The sequence below is a fragment of the Paenibacillus taichungensis genome (assembly GCF_013359905.1).
Lineage (GTDB): Bacteria > Bacillota > Bacilli > Paenibacillales > Paenibacillaceae > Paenibacillus > Paenibacillus taichungensis.
On record NZ_JABMCC010000112.1, the window covers coordinates 72,273 to 94,433 of the forward strand.

The 22,161-nt window shown below is 44.4% G+C and carries 17 protein-coding genes; 5 read left to right on the forward strand and 12 right to left on the reverse strand.

Annotation, left to right across the window (positions count from 1 at the left end):
- Positions 1–59: 59 nt before the first annotated feature.
- From HP548_RS16400 to pdxS, 3 genes are all read right to left on the reverse strand, one after another.
- The gene (locus HP548_RS16400; protein WP_175382258.1) at positions 60–1,358 is read right to left on the reverse strand and encodes an ATP-binding protein; all 1,299 of its coding nucleotides are present in this window, start codon (positions 1,356–1,358) and stop codon (positions 60–62) included.
- 1 nt (position 1,359) lies between these two features.
- Positions 1,360–2,100, reverse strand: a complete 741-nt coding sequence (locus HP548_RS16405) for a LytR/AlgR family response regulator transcription factor (protein ID WP_076289277.1) — start codon at positions 2,098–2,100, stop codon at positions 1,360–1,362.
- Between the two features lie 249 nt (positions 2,101–2,349).
- The gene (gene pdxS, locus HP548_RS16410; protein WP_343054884.1) at positions 2,350–3,234 is read right to left on the reverse strand and encodes a pyridoxal 5'-phosphate synthase lyase subunit PdxS; all 885 of its coding nucleotides are present in this window, start codon (positions 3,232–3,234) and stop codon (positions 2,350–2,352) included.
- A 132-nt stretch (positions 3,235–3,366) separates the two neighbouring features.
- Between pdxS and pdxR the strand changes: the two genes are divergently transcribed.
- Entirely contained in the window at positions 3,367–4,857 is a 1,491-nt protein-coding gene (pdxR, locus tag HP548_RS16415; protein WP_175382260.1) for a MocR-like pyridoxine biosynthesis transcription factor PdxR, read from the forward strand.
- Positions 4,858–5,607: 750 nt separating this feature from the next.
- Here pdxR and HP548_RS16420 read toward each other — a convergent pair.
- The 4 genes from HP548_RS16420 to HP548_RS16435 form a co-directional block, all read right to left on the reverse strand.
- Positions 5,608–6,846: a DUF418 domain-containing protein gene (locus HP548_RS16420; protein ID WP_175382261.1), complete on the reverse strand. Its 1,239-nt coding sequence runs from the start codon at positions 6,844–6,846 to the stop codon at positions 5,608–5,610.
- A 218-nt stretch (positions 6,847–7,064) separates the two neighbouring features.
- Positions 7,065–8,333, reverse strand: coding sequence for a cytosine deaminase (locus HP548_RS16425; RefSeq protein ID WP_099856072.1), 1,269 nt, complete (start codon positions 8,331–8,333; stop codon positions 7,065–7,067).
- Complete coding sequence (gene codB / locus HP548_RS16430; protein WP_076289273.1) at positions 8,302–9,582, reverse strand: cytosine permease; 1,281 nt, start codon at positions 9,580–9,582, stop codon at positions 8,302–8,304. Before codB ends, HP548_RS16425 begins: the two co-directional genes overlap by 32 nt.
- A 408-nt stretch (positions 9,583–9,990) precedes the next feature.
- The gene (locus HP548_RS16435) at positions 9,991–11,397 is read right to left on the reverse strand and encodes a family 4 glycosyl hydrolase (RefSeq protein WP_175382262.1); all 1,407 of its coding nucleotides are present in this window, start codon (positions 11,395–11,397) and stop codon (positions 9,991–9,993) included.
- Positions 11,398–11,595: 198 nt separating this feature from the next.
- Between HP548_RS16435 and HP548_RS16440 the strand changes: the two genes are divergently transcribed.
- Positions 11,596–12,426 (forward strand): helix-turn-helix domain-containing protein, encoded by an 831-nt coding sequence (locus tag HP548_RS16440; protein WP_175382263.1) that lies wholly within the window; start codon positions 11,596–11,598, stop codon positions 12,424–12,426.
- Between the two features lie 104 nt (positions 12,427–12,530).
- Here the strand turns inward: HP548_RS16440 and HP548_RS16445 are convergent, their stop codons facing one another.
- From HP548_RS16445 to HP548_RS16455, 3 genes are all read right to left on the reverse strand, one after another.
- The gene (locus tag HP548_RS16445) at positions 12,531–13,646 is read right to left on the reverse strand and encodes a phosphotransferase enzyme family protein (RefSeq protein ID WP_246318096.1); all 1,116 of its coding nucleotides are present in this window, start codon (positions 13,644–13,646) and stop codon (positions 12,531–12,533) included.
- A gap of 361 nt (positions 13,647–14,007) precedes the next feature.
- Positions 14,008–14,187, reverse strand: a complete 180-nt coding sequence (locus HP548_RS16450; protein ID WP_175382264.1) for a hypothetical protein — start codon at positions 14,185–14,187, stop codon at positions 14,008–14,010.
- A 163-nt stretch (positions 14,188–14,350) separates the two neighbouring features.
- Entirely contained in the window at positions 14,351–16,615 is a 2,265-nt protein-coding gene (locus HP548_RS16455; RefSeq protein ID WP_175382265.1) for a glycoside hydrolase family 3 N-terminal domain-containing protein, read from the reverse strand.
- A 270-nt stretch (positions 16,616–16,885) separates the two neighbouring features.
- Here HP548_RS16455 and HP548_RS16460 point away from each other — a divergent pair, with 270 nt between their 5' ends.
- Positions 16,886–18,841 carry an ATP-dependent DNA helicase gene (locus HP548_RS16460; RefSeq protein ID WP_217504739.1) on the forward strand — a complete coding sequence of 652 codons (1,956 nt, stop codon included), beginning with the start codon at positions 16,886–16,888 and terminating at the stop codon, positions 18,839–18,841.
- Positions 18,842–18,986: 145 nt separating this feature from the next.
- Positions 18,987–19,514: a DinB family protein gene (locus HP548_RS16465; protein ID WP_175382266.1), complete on the forward strand. Its 528-nt coding sequence runs from the start codon at positions 18,987–18,989 to the stop codon at positions 19,512–19,514.
- Between the two features lie 6 nt (positions 19,515–19,520).
- Here HP548_RS16465 and HP548_RS16470 read toward each other — a convergent pair whose 3' ends face one another.
- Positions 19,521–20,594, reverse strand: coding sequence for an NAD(P)H-dependent flavin oxidoreductase (locus HP548_RS16470; RefSeq protein ID WP_175382267.1), 1,074 nt, complete (start codon positions 20,592–20,594; stop codon positions 19,521–19,523).
- 132 nt (positions 20,595–20,726) lie between these two features.
- Here HP548_RS16470 and HP548_RS16475 point away from each other — a divergent pair, with 132 nt between their 5' ends.
- Complete coding sequence (locus HP548_RS16475) at positions 20,727–21,602, forward strand: LysR family transcriptional regulator (RefSeq protein ID WP_175382268.1); 876 nt, start codon at positions 20,727–20,729, stop codon at positions 21,600–21,602.
- Between the two features lie 91 nt (positions 21,603–21,693).
- Here the strand turns inward: HP548_RS16475 and HP548_RS16480 are convergent, their stop codons facing one another.
- Entirely contained in the window at positions 21,694–22,158 is a 465-nt protein-coding gene (locus HP548_RS16480; protein ID WP_175382269.1) for a phage tail protein, read from the reverse strand.
- Between the last annotated feature and the right edge of the window lie 3 nt (positions 22,159–22,161).

The window sequence follows — 22,161 nt, forward strand, 5'->3', positions numbered from 1 at the left end:
GAAGCAAATAGAACGATAACGAACCCTGAATGGAAAAAAACAATCCCCGAACGGTATGTTCAGAGACTGTTCATGTCAAAAGGAAGAACGACCATGTTATTAAATGTCCGATGATGATTCTCGATACTCATATGTCCGCCATACTTGTCGCACATTCTCGATATATTGGTTAAGCCGATCCCATGGAACTCGGGATTGGGCTTCTCACTCTTAAAGTGAGTCAATTTTTGCTCCAAATGATTTAGAATCTGGATTACAAGTGCAGACGCCGTGGAGTGAATTGCAACCAGGATATACCTGTCTTCAGCATGTCTAACTTTCTTGGAAGCTTCGATGGCATTATCCAACATATTGCCGAGCACAACGCACAGATCATAACGATCGATATGGAGATGTTGTGAATGGAGTTGAATACGGGTGTCGACTTTGATCCCATTTGCCTGCCCCACGGCGATGGTATTTGTAACAAGGGCATCGATAACAAGATTGCCGGAGTTCACCCGCTGGTACGCTCCTTCAATCTTATTCAATGTGAGTTGAATATGCTCACCTGCGGCATCAAGCTTGTTTTGCTTGATACACTCTTCAATGTACAGGAACTGCTGATTGGTATCATGGATGATGCTTTTCACGTTTTTGAAACTGTGCACTGTTTTCTCATAGTTGGCATCCTGATAGTCCATCTGACGCTGTAGTTGAACATTTTCATGTGCGAGCTGAACCTTTTCTACCATATTATCGAATAGATAAACAATGAACACATTAAGAAAAAGGGAGCCTAATACGGAAACGACATAATATATGTTTTTTTCACTATAAGTTGAGGCCACATTGATCTGATAGATCGTAATGGTAGGTACGATCAGAAACAAGAAATAATAACGATAATGCATAGCGAAACTTCTCCGCTTGGCTATCAAACGCACAATCTGGATCACAATGAACATGATACCGCAACCAAGCAGCATCACTTTGGAGAACACCCAGTGATAATCCACGTTGAAATGATCCCATATGCTGTAATCCGTGGAATCAATCGCACTCATAATATATACGGCAATGTAATTTACCGTTGTGAGCAGTACTGCATAGAGGATGGTAAATGCAATTTTTTTGATGAATTCCACCTCATAGGATTGTGCCAGGCTGAAGATGAATAACAAAGCAAAAGCGGACGAAACGACAGGTGAAAATGAAGATACCAAATAGAAATACCCCAGTACAACAAATACAATGAAATAGATCGCTCTGTATGGTTTTCGTTTGGACTTGCCCAGCACGGAATTGAAATAAAAATTCACCTGGAATGCCATAAGTAAAGGAACGACGAAGACGGACAAGATTACATACATATCCATATCACTGAATCCTCATGATCATATATTTGGTATAAGCATCCTTGACTTCCTTGACTTTGGAGCGGCCTATCGGCAATTCCGTACCATTTAACATGACGACTTGGGTACCCGCAAACTTCTGAACATGCATCAGGTTGATGATAATCGAGCGATGAATTTGCAAGAAACCATGATCTTTCAAGGCGGTGGCATAACCGGATAAGATGCCTTTGCTCTCATGCGAATTTTCCTGAGTCACAAATTTTAATTTGTTCTTGATCGTCAAACTCTTCATGACCTCAATCCAGAGAATATCATCGTATTTCAATAGAAGCTCTTCATAATCTGACTTAATCAGTACATACTTTTTGTCCAGCGCTTTAAAATATTGGCACAGCTTAATCATCTTCTCCTCGAAGATATCCGGCAGGATTGGTTTGATCAGATATTGAAAAGTAACCACATCAAAACTATCAACCATATACTCGGGGTAGCTGGTCAGAAACATGATTTGCACATCCAGATACTTCATATTTCTGATTTCTTGGGCTGTCTGGATTCCGTTCATTCCGCTCATTTCCACATCCATAATGAGGATATGAAACGTGTCTCCCACGTTTTTATAATGTGAGACGAGCTGCTCTCCGGATGCAAATAATGTAATTTGAAAATCAATATTCGTTTTTAGAGATAAGGAGATAAGCATCGTTTTCACAAGTTCTCTTTGTTTCTCCTCGTCATCACAGACTGCAACTTTGAACATGCTTGAACATCCGCCTTTCATCGACATCGACGCTGAATTTCACTCTCAAATATACTATTTTATCACAGGTTCAAGGGCGAAATTAAGATGAAACGCATGATTGAGACCCTAAAGCGCAACAAAGCCGATCAATTCTTCTCATTGATCGGCTTTTCTTGATATCTATTCCTACCCCATTCAAGCTCAATGCTTAAATACAGCGTTGTGTAAAATCATAACAATACTTTAAAATTAATGTTCTATTTAAGCTTACCAACCGCGGTTGGACATGCGCTCTTCGGGAGCCAATTTAGAAATTTCAATGCCTTTCATTGGGGCACCCAAGTTTTTGGATACTTCGGCAATCAGTTTGTAATCCGTGTAATGTGTTGTAGCTTCAACGATTGCACGCGCAAATTTCTCAGGGTTATCTGATTTGAAAATACCGGACCCTACAAACACACCGTCTGCGCCCAGATGCATCATTAGTGCTGCGTCTGCCGGAGTGGCTACTCCGCCTGCTGCAAAGTTAACGACAGGAAGTTTTCCATTTTCATAAACATCGCGCAGTAATTCATAAGCTACGCCCAGATTTTTTGCTTCAGCGTACAACTCATCCTTGGACATGTTTTTCACTTTGCGGATCTGGCTGTTAATCAGACGCATATGACGAACTGCCTCAACGATGTTACCCGTTCCAGGCTCGCCTTTTGTACGAATCATCGATGCACCCTCACCAATACGGCGAAGAGCTTCTCCCAAATCTTTGGCTCCACATACAAATGGTACAGTGAACTCATGTTTATCAATATGGAACACTTCGTCTGCAGGCGTAAGAACTTCACTTTCATCAAGATAGTCCACACCTAGAGATTCAAGCACTTTGGCTTCTATGTAATGACCGATACGCGCCTTGGCCATAACCGGAATAGATACAACCTTCATAACCTCTTCCACGATGGTTGGATCTGCCATACGAGCTACACCGCCAGCTGCGCGAATATCGGAAGGTACCCGCTCAAGAGCCATAACAGCTGTTGCCCCTGCCGCTTCAGCGATTTTAGCTTGCTCTGCATTCATGACGTCCATGATGACGCCGCCTTTTTGCATCTCAGCCATTCCTCTTTTTACACGATCTGTACCTGTTTGCATGATTGTATTCCTCCTAATTAAATTTATTGTTTCACTTCAACCTATGGTTTAGTATAAAATGAGAATGGACAACTAAAAAGATCCAATAATTTCGGTTTTTATTGTACCACTTCTAAATTATCCTCTGGAGGGCATATGCAATTTCATGTAGCTTACAGTTCATATTTGAACCGAAAATATACCAAGATGAAGGCTCTCTATCAAGCAATTCGTGATGCTATTCAAGAAGGTAACCTGGTGCATGGCGAGAAGTTACCATCTACACGAGAGTTAGCTGCGACGTATCACATTTCCCGCGGAACAGTGAATCAGGTGTATGATACGTTGACTGCTCAAGGTTATATTCATTCCGAGCATGGGAGAGGAACCTTTGTTGCTTATCAGTTGGATTTAAGCAATGATGCGTCCACCGAGAAAGCATGCACTCATCACTTATCAGCCTGGGGGAATCGTATTCAGCAGTTTGAACAGCACACAACTCAAAGGAATTCACATACCAATGCACAAACAAGTAATTCCAGAATAGAAAGCGACGAAGTTATTGATTTTAGCAAATACCAGCCTGATTTCTCCAAGTTCCCTTACGATGAATGGAACAATCGATTGTATGCTGAGATACGGCATCGGGAGCATCACATAGAAACAACCTCTGCTCTTGTTAGTTCAACAGGGGAGCCGAAATTGCGAGAAGCCATTGCTGCCTACCTTCGGCGGATGCGGGGGATTCAAGTCGATGCAGATCACATTGCAGTCACTGCCGGTTCTATGCAAGCTATAGCTCTACTCACTCAATTACTTGCAGATCCTGGGGATCATGTAGTGACGGAAAGTCCTTGTTATATCGGAATTTCACAAGCCATTTTGGCTGCGGGTGCAAATTTGATTGAAGCCAGTCTCGATGGTCAAGGCGTTGTACCCCAAAACTGGGATGCACGTATGTTGTTTGTCACGCCATCACGACAATTTCCAACCGGCGAAATGCTCAGCCTTGAACGCAGACAAACTTTGCTGGATTGGGCACATCGTCATGATGCTATGATTGTGGAGGATGATTATGATAGTGAATTCCGATATCGCGGAATGCATGTTGAACCGCTGAAAACATTGGATAAAGCGGGACGCGTAATCTACCTTGGCAGCTTCACGAAAACCTTGCCTTTGGAAGTACGGCTTGGTTACGTGGTTCTCCCCCCCACCTTGGCAGACACCTTTAGAAAAGCACAGGCATTATACGAGCCAAGACCTGTCAATCTGATCGAACAGCGGGCATTAGCAGCATTTATGACAAGCGGACAATATGAGCGTCATCTGCGTAGGATGAATCGTTTATACAGTCGCAAATTTCATCTGTTACTCAAACTTTTGAACCAACAACTCTCTACATGGTTTGATTGGGTAGAAAATGAAGCGGGGCTGCACGTGTTTGGCTGGTGGCGAGGTGATGCGTCCACTTATGAAGTCTTTCGGGCATCGGCTAGATCTGAAGGGGTTGTATACTCAGAAGTCAGCAGTTCAACGTCTGACGGTACGAAGTATGGTATCTATTTATCATTTGCTCACTTGTCAGATGTTCAATTACAGGCAGGCGTATGCAAATTAAAAAATGCCGTCACAGCTCCATTGTAAGGAACCTCGTTTCAAAAATGCAGTACAAGAAGATCATCATTTGTTAGAAGGAGCATTGTCGAGCTTTTCAAGTTTTCCGAATTGGAGAGGCAACTGCCAAAAGGACCTCTGCCCCTCCCTCCAACTTCAGCTAGTCGGGCATGAGCTCACTATGTTATAATCATTGCCCTCCTAGCTGAATACAATAAATGCCCTCAAATGGTTTACTGTTCTTTTCGTTTAAAACCTTAAAACACATCTTTCCAACTAAAAGTCCCATACCAGATGAACATATAAGATATCCAAAGAACAAGAAAAGTAAATAAACACCATGAAGATCTTCAGGAATCTGTTATAAGCCTTCAAACCAAGCAAAACGAAAAGAATATAGGATTGCTACCCAAATGATCAGCAATAATAGAAGAAAATTATTTATTTTAGCACAATAACGATCCTTTCAAGTCCGAGTGGTAACAGTCGGATGTATACGCTGCATCTTTCATTTCGTATACCTTAAACGCTGCCCGCACTATAATAGTTAGCTTATGTATTAGACTCGCTACATTCTGAATGTGCAAAATGTGTGGTTCACGTGCTCAAGATGTCAGAAATCTAAGGAACCTGAGACACTATATCGGGATGTATCGCCTTTTAGAGCGTTGTTGAGACATACTTTAGGGTTCATGCTTTGGTCGATGATTGCTGCGGCACAAAGGTACCCTTCTTTTAACAGAAAGGCCTTCTTTGTGCATTTGTAGCAACGTTTTATGCTCAGTGCACTCTAGGAGCACTATCTTGCAAATTCGTGTTCGATCTTTTCTTCTTTCTTGGCTGTCCTTTCCAAGATAGATATGTCCAGATCCGAAGGAGATACTCGACTGGACCACTGCTAAATTTCTTAAGATATAACGGACTGAGCCATAATTGAGTACCATAGACAGCAAGTGCAATAATTGCTCCAATGATTACACCAGCACTCCCAAACAGACCTAGACCGTAACCATAAAAAATAGTCGTACAGATGACACTCTGCATCAGGTAATTCGTCAGTGAGAGACGGCCGACCGCCTCAAACCTGCACATCAGGCTATAACGGCGACTTCCTGCGTATAACATTGCAAATGCGTAAATGTATCCGAGTGCAAGCAACATTCCCCCGAGCGTCCCGCCGATTCCGATTCCGGGCCATCCTTCCGCACCAAATTGTGGCGCCAACACACCGTATGCTTTGAGTATCAAACCAACTGGAATCAAGAACGAGGCACGACGTAAATACATATGCCTCATTGCCTGAGGATCGCTAAACGTGCCCATTCTGGCAGCGTGCATACCAAGCAAAAACATCGGTACCGTCATTAGCGGGGCTAATACTAGGGCCAACAAGGCAAATGACACATCCAAATCCCCACCGAATGGATCGCCGTTATTGCTGAAATCCCTGATCTCCTCGTAGTTGCCATTACCGTATACATCCTGACTTTGGATGATGTAGTTCTCCATATGAGTGGATTCAATAGATAGCGGATTCATTGGATTGGATGCCGGCAAACCTAGCAGCCCTGCTCCGACAAGTAGCAGTACCGCCCAAATGAGCAGCGTTTTTGGCTTTCGATTCAGGAACATCAGCAGAAAGAAACCGAGTACACCGTAAAACGATAGAATGTCCCCTTCCCAAAGATAGGTTATGTGCAGCAATCCGATACCAAACAGTAGTAGAAAACGCCGGGCAAGATGACACTTTGGTCGTAAATCTCGCGATTGAAGGCTTTCTGACAGTTTGATCATACCGAAGCCGAACATGAAGGCAAAGATCGGCATAAAACTACCTACCACAGTGATCTGCAGAAACGAGAGAAATGCCTGGTCTACACCACCGATCCCGAATAGTTGGGGTTTACTCTGGCCGAACATTCCGTATTGGAAAGCCAACATATTCGCCAGCACGATACCGGCCAGACTGAATCCGCGCAGTCCATCAATTAATTGGATTCGCTTTTTTGATGTGCTCAATCAATCACCTCTGTCTGTAGCATAAAGATCAATCCTAAATATACGTTAAATCTTTCCAAAACTTCAACTATAACTCTGTCACGAACTCCAGTACTTTGGATTCGAAGCCATCCCAGTTTGTACCATGTCCTCCATTTGATTTCCCTCTAATTACACCTCATCTTCTAAAATAAAAAAGCCGCTAAAATAGCGACTTTTAATGGGTTATATTTTCTTCATTATTTATTGAAAGTAACCTTCTCTGTACCGCTCTCCAAAATGATGGACATATCTCGAGGTTTTGTTTCCGCGATTTTGCGGCCACCTCTATACGAGTACAGTACACCAGCCTGTTTGCGAACAGCCTCGTATTCGTTCTCTGCTTCAAGAACGATGAAGTTGGCGGGTTTTCCTACTTCAATTCCGTATGCATCCTCAATATGCAACGTTCTTGCGCTGTTTTTCGTAATGAGGTCGACCGAATTTACGATTTGATCATAGCCCAGCAACTGCGAAGCATGAATACCCATGTGTAGTACTTGGAGCATGTTGCCCGTTCCTAGCGGATACCATGGATCGAAAATATCATCATGACCGAAACATACGTTAAGACCAGCTTCCTGCAGCTCTTTGACGCGAGTCAGACCTCTTCTTTTTGGATACGTGTCGAAGCGTCCTTGCAGGTGAATGTTGACCAACGGATTGGAGACGAAATTGAGGTCAGCCATCTTCAGCAATCTGAACAATTTGTACGTATATGCGTCATTGTAAGACCCCATCGCCGTCGTGTGGCTTGCCGTTGTGCGAGAGCCCAGTCCACGTTCGTAGGCTTCCTTGGCAACAACTTCCACAAAGCGGGATTGCTCGTCATCGATCTCGTCGCAATGGATGTCGATCAGACGGTCGTATTTTTCGGCAAGGTCAAAAGCAACCTTCATCGAATCAACGCCGTATTCTCTCGTGAATTCGAAGTGCGGAATGCCGCCGACCACGTCAACGCCCATTTTCAGTGACTCTTCCAGCAGTTCTGCACCGTTCGGATAGGAATGAATACCTTCCTGTGGGAAAGCCACAAGCTGGATGTCGATGTATGGTGCCATCTCTTCTTTAACTTCAAGCATCGCTTTGACTGCCGTCAAGCTTGGATCTGTAACGTCCACATGTGTCCGCACATGTTGGATCCCCTGCGCCATCTGCCATTTCAGTGCTGTTTTGGAGCGGGTTTTAACATCTTCATGTGTCAAGAATGCTTTGCGTTCCGACCAACGTTGGATGCCTTCAAATAGCGTTCCGCTCAAATTCCATTCCGGCTCGCCAGCCGTTAACGTTGTATCCAGATGGATGTGAGGCTCAATGAATGGTGGCAGTACAAGTGAACCGTTGACGTCAAGTATTTCCTCATTTGCAGTGGCTTGCAGCTCCTGCGTAATTTGTTCGAACTTCCCTTCCTTGACAACGATATTCCATAGACCTTCTTTACCCCGCAATTTTGCGTTCTGTATAATCATTTATTTTCCCCTTTTCTTTGTTGGATTCTTTGTTAGGAACGATCAGCATCAACACGATGTAGGCCACCGCCGTACCGAGCAGTGCATTCAGTGGTGTTACTCCTGGAGCCAGCTGAGCAAACGCAACGCCGATGGCCCAAGCCACCATCGCTACCCAGTTTACAGTTTTGAAACTCATCTCGGCAAACGGTTTATAGTTTCTGCGCTTCACGAAGAAATAGTCCGCGATGATGATGGCCCCAATGGACGGTACCGCCGCGCCCAGCACATTCAGGAAGCTGACGAAATTGTTGTACATCCACATGGCAAATACTGTACCCACAATGCCGTTTACGATGACGAAGAACTTTTTCGAAATTTTAGTAATGTTGGCAAAACCCAATCCGGAGGCGTACAAGGCGTTATCGTTGGTTGTCCAGATATTCAGTCCAAGAACGATGATCGCGGGAATGAGCAAGCCTTGCAGGAACATGACCTCCGAGATATCAGCCAGGTTATATGCCATTGCACCAACTGCCCCGAACAGAAACATAAGCGAGTTCCCAAGGAAGAAGGCAATAACCGTTGCGGTAACCGCCTGCTTGGACGTACGGGAAAACCGGGCAAAATCGGGCGTCAGCGTTCCGCCACTAATGAATGAACCGATACAAATGGTCAATGCTGCAGCCGCGGTGAGTGTCTCTGTCGGCGTGTAATCGAGCAATCCTTGCAGACCTCCCAGCGATCCTGCACCTTTGAACATGGAGTAACCGCCGAGAATGGCAATAGCCGGAACCGCGATATAACCCAAGATGACGAGCGACTTCATACCGAAGATGGCAGATGCCGTCATAGCAAGACCAAACAGCAAGATTAACAGGTACACGTTCCAATCCATCGCTTTGGCAACCGGAATTGCGAACATGGCCACGCCTACCCCGAACCATCCGACCTGTGTAAAGCCAAGCAGGAACGATGGCAGGTACGATCCTTTCGCACCAAACGCATATTTAGCAAGTAAATGTGTGGAAAGACCCGTCTTGGCAGCGATATGTGCCAGTGCCCCTGTATAGATACCGAGCACCAAATTGCCAGCAAGCACGATGCCAATGAACTCCATAAACGTCAAACTGACTCCAAGCGTACCCCCTGCCAACATACTCGCCGAGAAGAAGGTGAAACCCAACATGACGGATAACGTCTTCCAAAAATGATTTCTCTGCGTTTTTGGCACCTCTTGCCATGAAAACTCTTGATCTTGTTTGCTCATCAGAATACCTCCAGCTTAAAGTGTATCTGATACCAAAAAAAAGCAGAAAAAAGAGGCTACTCGTCAAGTTACACACTGACAAGTAGCCTCTTTTTGCATCATAATCCGCGCGAAGACGCAGAGCATCCCTGTGGGGATATGCCCTGATTCACGCGTGATTATAAAATCCGCTGCCCTTGCCAGCCTCTCTGGACTGAATTAAAGGTACCAGTATTCAATTACATTTATTATTTTAGAAAACGCCACAGATGTCAATGTCATTATTATCCAATGGTCATAAATCCCTTCTAAGATAAGCTATTTTTATACCTATTTAACTTTTCAAATGAACTAAAATTTATTAATAAAATCAAAGACCACGTAGTTTCCTTCAGAAGGTCAACGTGATCTTTTATCATTATCTATACCTTAGGTATACTGCAGTCTGTCCTTGTACCAGACGTCGGGAATCATATCACGCTCCAGTTCCAACAATTCATGAATGATCTTGTCCGCGTCACTGATGGAATTCACGAGCGGATCGGTGAGCATCGCCCTTCTCAGCTTCTCGTAGCTCTGCTCCAGAACAGCTTCGACCGTCAGCTCATGTGTATCCAGTACAAGTTCTTGCATTCCTCTTACTCCACGCGGCATCTCGCCTACATGAACTGGCTTAACTCCATCCATTCCCACATCGCACAGCACTTCCAGGAACGAATCGGCATTCATATTGGTTACCGCGCCTTGATTAAGCGTATTGATGAAAAACTTCTTCCCCAAATTCCCTACCATGTTCTCAATGATATCAGTCGCATGGTCTGGGCCAAAGGTGCTCATGTAATCGGTAATCGGGATGTTCCCCTCAAGAAAGTCATCAACCTGACGCCACATTTCGTCGTGACGCTGATACCTGTCCTCTGTCTCCCAGATGGATAATGGCGGAATTGCGTCTGTAGTCTTGCCGAGACCTTGCCAATATCGAACGTATTCCTTCGTATGCGCCGTGCAAGTGGGGATGATTCCGAAAATATCATACAGTTCGTAGGTAATCGCATCGTTAAAAATAGCTTTTGCTCCGCGATCACCGCCGTTGTTCTCATCACCTGCCATTTTGCGCATGGCTTCCGCGATTAGGGGCATCACATTTTTCCCTTCGAATTCCGCTTTAAGCAGCCAAGTGAAATGATTGACGCCAGCGATGCGGAAATCGAATTTCTGATCGATTTCATTGGTGAACTCGTCTGTCTTTTCGATGATTCCAGCTCTTACAGCGTAATAGGCTTTCTTATGCGGCATATGATGACTATCGCACAGGGCAAACGATTTTAGCTTCGGCGCATAGCGATGTAGTGCGATGCCATGAACGGTAGACGGATTAATATAATTAATTACCCAGGCATCAGGACATAGCTCTTCAATGTCTCTGGCGCATTCCATAATAACCGGAAGCTCTCTCATTGCCCTAAAGATTCCACCCGGGCCAATCGTATCGCCAGAACACATGCGAATGCCGTATTTTAGAGAGACTTGGCAGTCAATTCCCCGGTATTTGACTGATTGCTCTGCAAAACTAAGCACAACGAAGTCCGCTCCCGGCAGCACTTGTCTTCGGTCTACCGAGCCCTCAATCTTTAAGGATACATTGTTTTCCCGGGCGACCCTCTCTGCAAGTGTTACCATTTTCGAGAGCCGCTCCTCGTCCGTATCCACTAAAGCCAAAGTTCCCTGGTTCAAGTATGGTGAGTGAACCATCTGCCAGATGGACTGACGACCGAAAAACAGGCTGCCCGCACCAATAACAACTACCTTTGGATGTTGTGTGTTTGTAGCATTCATCAATAACCCTCCTCGTAACGATATAAATTCATTATAGGTGAGTGGGCTGGAATCGGAATGTGTGATAGTTTTCAAAACATGTCATATGGTACGATAGTTAACAAGAGATAAATCCTTTGCTAGATTATTAAAAAAATGAAGGATGTCATAAAGTGGAGGGGTGATGAGTTGGATCAGACGCATGCAGGAATAGTAAATATGAGTATAATGGACGAACTTTCGGAGTATATCACACTTCGCATGAGCTCCTATTTGGAACAAACTCACGACAGCAATTGGATGGAGCACAAGTCTCATTCCGATTATGATCTGTGGTTTATTACAGCAGGCTCCGTCCAGATCACCATCGATGGGATCGAACATATGGCGGACCCGGGTGACATTGTATTTTTTTATCCGGATATGCCCTATCTGGCTTCCACGACTGGAGAGCTGTGCCGATTCATATACATCCACTTTGATTTCAGCATTGCTGAGCAAAAGCGAATTCTGGGCGAGTTTCAACTGCCGGGCATCGTACCTGGCAACCTGGTTAGGGAGGAATCAACATTGTTCACCTCGTCCTATCTAAGGTTCAAGCAGGACAGCGGCGCTTCCGGAAGTCCGCTCTATTTGAAAGCTTCTCTGCTTCTCGTCATTGCAAAAATATTGGAGCTGCACGGGCAAGGTCTGTATAATGGTGAATTTCTAAAAGACCGAAAATCGAGGAAAACGGAAGGAAGTCTGGAGGTTCTGCAGAACGTATTCCCTTACGTGAATTCGAATCTGCATCGTGCCATCCGAGTTAACGAGCTTGCAGCCATTGCCGGTGTCTCTGAGAAATATTTTATTTCTTTGTTCAAGAAAATTCTGGGTATTACACCGGGACAGTACATCAATCAAATCAAGATGAACCGGGCACGGGACTATCTGTATGAGAAAAAATATACGGTCCAGCAAATTGCCGGATTTCTGGGCTATCCCGATCCCTTCACCTTCTCCAAAGCATTTAAAAAATTTTACAACGTGCCTCCTTCCAAATTTGAATAGAGTGCCATAGCTAAACAAAGAGGCAACCGGTCTATGCCGGTTGCCTCCACATTTGGTTAGTCACTGGTTATTCATGCTTCAGGTGTAAGTCACTTCAGCGTTTCTCATAACGTAAAGGGTGCTTCACTCGAATATATGTCATGGAAAAATCCCCTGTACGGTATATCCTCTTCCAGACATTTAATGAGATACAACACTTCTTCGTTATCTTCCGGTTCTTCACCAGTATGCTGCATTTCCTCCAATTGACCTAGGATATTCTCCAAAAGGGTAACTTGAATAAATAAAGGCAGCATCTCCAACATCGAATCTTCGATCTTGGTTTCGGAAGTATAACCAGCGAGGGCAGTTTCAAAATAATCATGCATGAACGCTTTGCGTTTACCGGCGTCAGGTTCGAATTGTATCCAGCCCACACCGTGTGTCCATAGATCTGCCAGATCATACATATACCAACCGAAGCAGGAATTATCAAAATCATACACCGTGATTTGACCGGTATCAAAATCGATTGAGTAATTCCCATCATTATAATCGAAATGGATCATCCCGAATGTTTCCTGGTTTGTATCCAAACCTTTTAAAGTATTCAGCAGTTCGACCATCTTCTCCTTAAGCAGCGAGAATGATTCAGGTATCAAGTTATTGATATATTCACCTTTGTAATTATCAAAAAAATGATGCCGGCGATGAACGGGTACATAGCTTTTGGATAGCTGATGCATTTTGCCCAAAACTTTGCCGCTATTATAATAGTATTCGGTAAGTGGAACACCTTCTCGGTACTGATAATTATTTTCTACCAGCAACTTTCCCTTGGCCTTGTTAAACAGGCTGACAAAAAACGTATGATGATTATAAGTGATTTCTTCTAACAGATGGCCCTTTTTCGAGTTGACTACATTCGAGACACTTGCCCCGTGTTCAAATAAATAACGGACATACTCCAGTTCGGCAATGTAATCTTCCCGCTTTCTGTCAGGCAAAAAAGACACTCGGAGTATGAGCGATTCACGCCCCTCTTGCTCACAGGTATAAACGACATTCCGCCCACCCTCATGAGGTGGAATAAGCTGAATGTTGTAACCCTCCAGATAAAACAGCTCGCATACCAATTCCAGTACGTGCGTATTGCTGATGTTAACAGCTTCGTTAAAGTTAATAATGATCTCCTCCAGTAAACATTGTCGGGACGATCTCCCGCACTGCAATGTCCACAAAAGGAATCTTTGTTACGCAAATATCCTTCTGTGAACCTAAAGCACAATCACCTTGTTAGTCATTTGAAATTCGCTCCTTTTTGTTCAGATGCATATATCTTATCCTATAATTCCAAATTATTCTATTACTTTTGTTAGCACTGCTTCCACGTAATAATACCGAATCAAAATATCTGGGTCGTCGTCATTGATCCATGAGTAAAAAAAGATTTGGTGAAAAGTAAAAAAATGTGTCTATGTAAATGAAAAAAGATAATTCAGAGGAGATGTCACTTGGGATTGAATGCAGAACAAAAGAAAGACGACTATGAAACTTCCCATCCTTATTCCAATTCAGGTCTGGTTACTATCGATTTGGATTTCATATGATCGGGGTTATAACAGTAATTTGAGTATCTACCCCTCCATCAAGCACCATTCCCTCAAAATACTTTCCGGTCACATTCCCTGTAAATAAAAACATGACAACAGAATCATCCACGCTGTAATTCGAATGATTTCCAATGTTCACATGTACCGTGAACATTTCTTCTAATCTCACGCGTTACCACCTCCAGATTAAGTTAATTATAACTCTACTCCTTATTTTGTAGGTAGCGAGGAATTACATGAGGGACAGCATGACCGGCGGAACCAAAGATCAAAATACCAAAAAGACTGATCCGTATTTGGAATCAGTCTTTTTCAACATCATTAATTGTGTTTTAATCCGCTCTCACCGGTAACTTGCCCTCAGCTTTCCGTTGGCCAACAAGCACTTTGATCCCAGCTGTCGTATTGGACTCCTGCTTTCCATACACGGCAAGCCCTGAGCGCACATTCTGCAAATAAATCATCTCGTACGGATTGCCAAGCGACAATAGGGAGTAACGCTGATTACGCCTGTTCATCGTATCAATCAAGGTTTGATAATCGGACCAACCGAACTCACTGGCCACGTTACGGAACTGGTAAGAAGCGAGAATGACGTAGTCGGCCTGTCCAATCGCCTGGAGGGCTTCATTCGTCTTCCCTTGTCCAATAAGAGAAATTTCTGTCTTCAGGGATAGGTTACTTGCAGCTTGTTTCAGTTGCTTTTCAAGCTGCTTTGCCTGTTCCTGTTCGGCTGCGAGAATAACGACCCGGTCGCCTTGTTGAATTTGATCCGGAAGTACACCCTCACGGCTGGCCAGTACGGTGACCGCTCGCTCGGCAATTTCCTGCTCCACCGCACGATGCTGCTTCGATCCAATGACACCGTTAAGCTCGGTTAACTTTTGGGCTAGAGTCTGGCTGCGTTCAAACAAACCATATTTGGCTTTCAACTCCAAAATTCGCTTCACTGAAGCATGAATGGTTTCGTCCGGGATCTTCCCGCTCTTCACTGCGTTCACGAGCGTTTGATGTGCAACTGCCGGATCTTTTGGCATAAGGATGATATCAACACCTGCGGAAACAGCACGTTCCACGGCTTTATTCTCCCCAAAATGCTCCGCAATCGCATTCATGGTAAAAGCGTCAGATATGATCAGACCTTCGTATCCCAGCTCCCCCCGAAGCAGTCCGGTCAGCACCTTTTTGGATAAGGTGGCAGGAATGGGCACACTCTTTCCGTCTTTGAGTGAAGTGAGATGCTCGTTATCAATGGCCGGGAAAGCAATGTGTGCAGTCATGATCATCTCGACCCCGTTCTCAATCGCATCCCGAAATGGTTTTAATTCTACCGCATCAAGCCGTGCGCGGTTATGTGTTAGCACAGGCATACCGAGATGTGAGTCTACGGTCGTATCCCCATGCCCTGGGAAATGCTTGACTGCCGCGATCACACCGGATTGCTGTAGACCCTTTATCGTTGCGAGACCAAGCCGCGTCACCAAATCCGCGTCTGAGCCAAACGATCGTATGCCAATGATTGGGTTGTCTGGATTGCTGTTAATGTCGAGCACTGGCGCAAAGTTAATCTGTATCCCCAGTGCCTTCAACTCCTCTCCTGTCAACTGACCAGCCGCTTCAGCTAGAGCTGTATCTCCCGTTGCGCCAAGCGCCATTTGCCCCGGCAGATTCGTCCCGCCCGGTATCCGCTTAACGACGCCTCCTTCTTGGTCGATGCTAAGAAATAAAGGAATGTCGCCGGCTTCCCTTTGCATGTCATGTGTGAACGTTGTAAGCTGCCTAATATCTACAATATTTTTGTCGAAAAGAATAAGCCCGCCCAAATCTTGATCATGAATGCTGCGTTTCAGCCCTTCATGAACGTTCGTAGTCACTTTACCGTTCCATTGCCTAATGTCAGGCATAAGCATCTGGCCGACTTGCTCGCTTACGGTCATATAGGATATCAGCTTGTCCCAATCTTGTGTACGAATGGCTGCTTCACGTTCGAACCGAATCACTCGTGACATAAATACAGCATATTCCGCTCGCGTGACCGTTTGATTCGGACGATAAGTACCATCCGAATATCCGCCGACCAAGCCGTTGGAGCTCAAGATCAGAATGGGCGCTTCAGCCCAATGTTGTTTTGTATCTGACCAATTAGCTGGTTGCTTGCCTTCCAAGAGTGAATACGCACGCGTAAGAAATGCTGCAGTTTCGGCACGGCTAAGCGGTGCATCCGGACGGAAGGAGCCGCCAGGAAATCCGCTGGCAAGTCCGTTTTTTGATGCTAACGCGATTTCCCGATAAAAGGGGTGAGTTGTCGGAACATCCGAATAAGTCGTTGTACCTTCCACTGGTTTCTCCAGCTCTTGAGGATAAAGCTCTCGCACCATAAACGTGACGGCTTGCGCCCTTGTTACCAGCCCTTGGGGCTTAAATATTCCATTTCCATATCCTGCGACCGTTCCTCGTTCGGCCATATACTCGATACCGTCTTCTGCCCACTTCGAATGCTGAAGATCGGTAAAACGTTCTTCCGCATCTGCACTTCCTGCCCATATGAGCATAGAGCCGAGAACAGCACCGAATATCGCCATCATTTTTAGTTGCATCTATTTCACTCCTGTTGATGTTCTTTGTAAGAAGAATAGACGCTATTGATGTATGTTTTGTTGCGTTGGGTCGCTGCTATTATCGCTTGGGTACATGATTAACACCTATGAACACTTGACTGTTATCTCACCATCTAAGATAATTACAGTTTGACTAAAAAATTCCTACAGGAGGATCTTTCATTTGGAAGGGGGGCGCTCGTTATTAACTGGTTAAATGATCTCTATAAGATAAATAAACGGGAATCAAAAAAGGAAATCGAACGATCTTTGGTTAACGCCATCTTCCGAATCTATGATCGGTTCCCTCGAATTGGTCTTAGAGAGCGAATCGGGCAGCAAGAAATGTCTCTCGATATAGCCGATGCTTATATCCACGGGCATAACGCCATGATTGAAGCTGGTGTCGGAATCGGCAAGTCTTTTGGCTACCTGATACCGAGCCTGCTCATGAATCAAATGTCGCAGAAACCGGTCATTATAGCTACATCCTCCATTCAGCTTTCGGAACAGATACATAAAGATTTAAGAGTCATTGGTAGCAGGTTGGGCTTCACAACAGTTCGCTCTGTCGTTGGGAAAGGTATGGGGCAGTATGCGTGCCGAAGTAGGGCCGCGGAATGGAGCAGGCCTGATAATCCGAACTCCTCACTGTCTACCCTTGCCCAGCGCATTTTAGATTTTGAAATTGATGAAAGAGCGGATATTAAAGCTGGAATTAGTGATGCCGAATGGTCCAACTTTTCCGTAAATGATTGCAAATTTGAACGTTGCCATCATAAAAATGCGTGCTTGTTTTACGATATGAGAGCTAAATTAAATGCAAAGGCTCATGAGATTGATTTTATTATTGTGAACCAGGACCTGCTCATACGGGATTTGATGAAGAAAAAAGAAGGAACCAAGAGTATCATCTCGGAACAGCCGGCTCTGATCGTCATTGATGAAGCGCATAATCTGGAAGCAAAAGTTCGAGATGCCAGAACGCTTGAGTTTACTTATCGGGGAATCAGCCGCATTCTGGATAATACTGTACAGCTTCTAACGAAGCAGTCCGGGGATAAAAGTCTCTTCTCACAATCCAAGTTTATAAAAAAATGTGTTGAACGAATCTTCCAACAGATAAACGCGGATCTGCTCCACCATGCGAAGCAGGATAGCGACCGTATAAAAGTGTCGGAAATCAAAGGTATACCGTTAAACCAAGTCTCGAACGATTTGAAAGATCTTAGTCTTCGCCTTTCCATTTTGACCTCCCGTCACGAACGGGAGATTGATGACGCTTTTGAAGCTATAAACGGGCTTATTACCCTCATCCATGTTTTGGCTGAAATAGAGGATAACTATCTCATATGGGCAAGCAGTCCCTTGGGAGTAGCCACAATCAGCATCTGTCCCAAAGATATAAGCCAATTTCTGAAGTATGCTTTATTTAATGGCAAAGCGCCTGTTATCCTAACGTCGGCAACGCTGTGCCAAGGTGGGGATACGCTGGAGGAACAATACTCTTATTTGACGCAGTCCCTCGGTTATAAGGGGGATTTTATGGATCGAAAATCCTCCCCTTTTGATTACACCAACCATACCATGATGTACATCTCCAACAAAGTTCCATATTACCACCATGATCAGCGCGAAAACTATCTTGAAGCAGCGTACAACGAATTGGTTCAACTCTGTAATTTAACACAAGGAAGAACAATCGTCCTTTTTTCAGCAAAGGAAGACATGAAATACATTCATAAGAAGCTAATTTCAAGGCCTGATGAATATAAAGGGGCAGTTCATGTTCAAAAAGAAGGATCTTCCCAGGACAGTGTCATCGCCGAATTCAGGAAAAGCGAAGGTGTGCTCCTGGGTACCGGTGTATTCTGGGAAGGCGTGAATATCGAGGGTTCTGACCTGTCACAGGTCATTATTTTCCGGCTGCCCTTCCCTGTTCCTTCAGACCCTATTTATGAATATAAGGCATCTGTAACGAAGAATTCGTTCATGGAGGTGTTTGTACCGGATATGCTTCTCCGGTTAAGGCAAGGAACGGGACGCTTGATTCGCAGTGAAACGGATCTTGGCATACTCAGCATACTCGACTCCCGTCTCAGCGCAGCGGCAAAAAAGAGTTACCGGGAACAGGTGCTGGATACGCTGCCATTCAAAGAAGTGACTGAGGATTTTTCGACTTTGGAGAAATTTGTTCAACAAAAAGGGATACGACGTACGGATTGATCGTGGAACAACCCAACCATATAACTTTGCAAATCACATGAAATAGGCCCTTCCACCCATAAAGTAGAGGGGCCTATTCAATGCTTGAAGTAAGATATATGCTACAATATATTCCAGATCTAAGAATCCCAAAGGAGGCATTTACATGGTTGAAAGACCGACTACAGAGGAGTATGCAGCTTTTTATGAAGGGTACATCCAGCTTGTTCCTGAAGGGAACCTCATCGAACAGTTAGAGCAGCAGGCCAACATCGTACAAACTTTGCTTTCTTCATTAACAGAGGAGCAAGCAAACTATCGTTACGCCGAAGGCAAATGGAGCGTGAAGGAGGTCATCGGCCACCTTTTGGATAACGAACGCATCATGAGCAGTCGATTGCTTCGCATCGCCAGAGGTGACAAAGCGAATCATCCTGGCTACGATCAGGACGTGCTTATGCAGAGCCAACCTTTTAACGCGTATACCGTAGCCGATTTGAACGAAGAATATGTCGTCACACGCCGTTCTACCATTCTTATGCTCCGTCACCTCACGCCGGAAGCTTGGCTCTGTAGAGGGATCGTCAGTGATAATCCTGCTTCAGCTCGATCGATCGCCTATATTTTGGTTGGACATGAGCTTCACCATTTATCAGTACTTCGCGATCGTTATTCGCTGGATGTGAAATTATAATCCCAACTAAATTATATTTCTGGCTGCTTCTACAATTTGATTGATGATATCGCCTGCAGATTGGTTATCTGTTAACATTCTCGTTCCCTGACCTGCCCAAAGGGCCATATACTCGGGATTATTTTGCTTAGCTGAAGCATTTCTAATCTCGCGAGTTAATGTATTTTGGGTAGGAAAGGTTAGCGGCTTAATACTGGATGCTTCCCAATGTTGTATAAAGTCGTTCTTGATGCCACGCGCCGGCCGGCCAGAAAAGGCATTTGTAATTACGGTGCTTTCCTCTGTGCTATCAAGCAATGCACGTTTATATACCTTATGTGCGCCAGACTCAACTGATGTTAAGAAACGAGTTCCCATTTGTACACCTTGAGCTCCTAAAGCGAGTGAAGCCACCAGTCCTCTGCCATCCATAATTCCGCCGGCAGCAATGACTGGAATATGAACGTGATCTACAATTTGTGGGACTAGTGCCATGGTTCCGATATTTGCTCCACTAGGCTGAGATGATACATCAAAAGTTCCTCGATGCCCTCCTGCTTCACTACCTTGTGCAACGATGACATCACATCCGCGCTTCTCCGCTTGAATGGCTTCCTCTACCGTGGTGACCTTACTCATAATTTTGATCCCTAACGATTTTGCCTTCTGCATATGATGCTCGGAAAATAATCCAAACGTTGTACTAATAATCGGGACTTTTTCGTCCAGCAAGATAGCAAACTGTTCTTCAAAATGATTGGGTGTACGTATTTCATCTTGAGCACGCTGCTTCACACCCAAGGATTCTCGAATTGGGGTCAACTCTTCGTTTACCGCCTCAAAATTCGTATAGTGATCCGGTCCAACATGAGCAAAAATATTTATGGCAAACGGTGCTTGCGTCCGTTTTTTAACCTCGTGTATCGCGCCTCTTAGTTCCTCAGGACTCATATAGGCAGCGCCTAACGTCCCTAACCCACCTGCATTAGAAACCGCAGCGACTAGGGGTGCCATGTTTGCAATACCCGCCATCCCCGCAAGAACGATTGGATAACGAATATTGAAGCTTTCACAGAACTTACTGTTTAATTGAATAGACATCGAGGTTCCCTCCTCATCAATTCGGATTCCATTCTTTATAGTTTACATCGAGTTTATCCATCTTGTATAATCCGTAAATCAGATGTTATATATCATGATTTCAGATAGATTGTTTTCTAAAGGAGGGTCAACTTGGATATTCACTTGCTGGAGATTTTCATTCAAACCGCTCATGAAGGAAGTATTTCCAAAACAGCTAAAAGCCTAAATTATGCTCAATCCAATGTTACACACAAAATTCAACAGTTAGAGGCCGATCTTCAAACCGTCTTATTCTATCGCCACAAAAAGGGAGTTACACTTACTCCTTCTGGACAAGTTTTAGTAGGTTATGCCGAAAAGATACTAAATACCATTAACGAAGCCAAAGCCGCAGTAGGAAGCAGCTCCATTCCTTCAGGTCCTCTCATTATCGGTTCTATGGAAACAACTGCAGCAGTCCGGCTGCCTTCCGTTTTCGCGCAATATCATTTGAAATATCCAAATGTAGATTTCTCATTAGTTACAGGGCCAACAGAAAAGCTGCTTCATGGAGTCCTGCATTATGAACTGCATGGAGCTTTTGTTTCCGGTCCGATAGAACACCCAGATCTCACGCAGGACAAAGTCATTGAAGAGAGGCTTGTTCTTGTTACTTCACCCAACCATCCCCGGATACACTCGATTCATGATTTACAAAATCATACGATGCTCGTTTTTCCCAAAGGATGTTCATACCGAGCCAAGCTTAACACTCTCTTACAAGAAGAAGGATTATTGCCTGTGAAATTAATGGAATTTGGAACCCTCGAAACGATAATTGCTTGTGTTAGCGCAGGTATGGGTATCACTTTACTACCTTATTCCATCATTTCGGATTATGAAGTACGTGACAAGGTAACCTGCCACTCCTTACCGGAGAAGTATTCTTCAGTAACAACCATGTTCGTTAAACGAAAAGACACCCTCATTACACCGGCACTATCTGCTTTTTTAGATGAAACTAAGAAAGAAATTCTCCAAAGCTAGCTGCACCGATAAAACAAAAAAAGCCGCTAAACAGCGACTTCAATGGGGCTATGTTCTGCTTCTTTCACATACGCTTTATCCCACTTCAATATCAATACTCTCTCTTGATTACAAAAAATGAACCCCGAATCGTTCCAGCTAACTTAGATTTCTGTCTGGCAAACTTAAACTTGCCTTCCAACTCCGCTGGAACTTCCATCCCCTCAGAAAGCTTAAAACCCACGGCCCGCTTCTTAGGGTCATCCACCGTATACATGACATTGAGTCCAAGACCATCTTCATAAAAGACGTAGGAAAATCGAATATTTTCTACTTCAAAAGCCGACGTCTCTAAAGGCTTGGCTGCAAACTCAATATCACGTTCCTCCTTCAAAATTCGTGTTACATAGTCAAGGGTGTCCTGACTTTCGCCAGCAGGAACAACCGTAAATTCATGCTTATATTTGTTCATAAAATAACGGGCTTCATTTGCACGTAAACCTGCAAGTGCTGCTGCTACTGGTGAAGACTCTAATCCGACCGTAGACACATTTTTAAAATCAACGATATACGACATTCC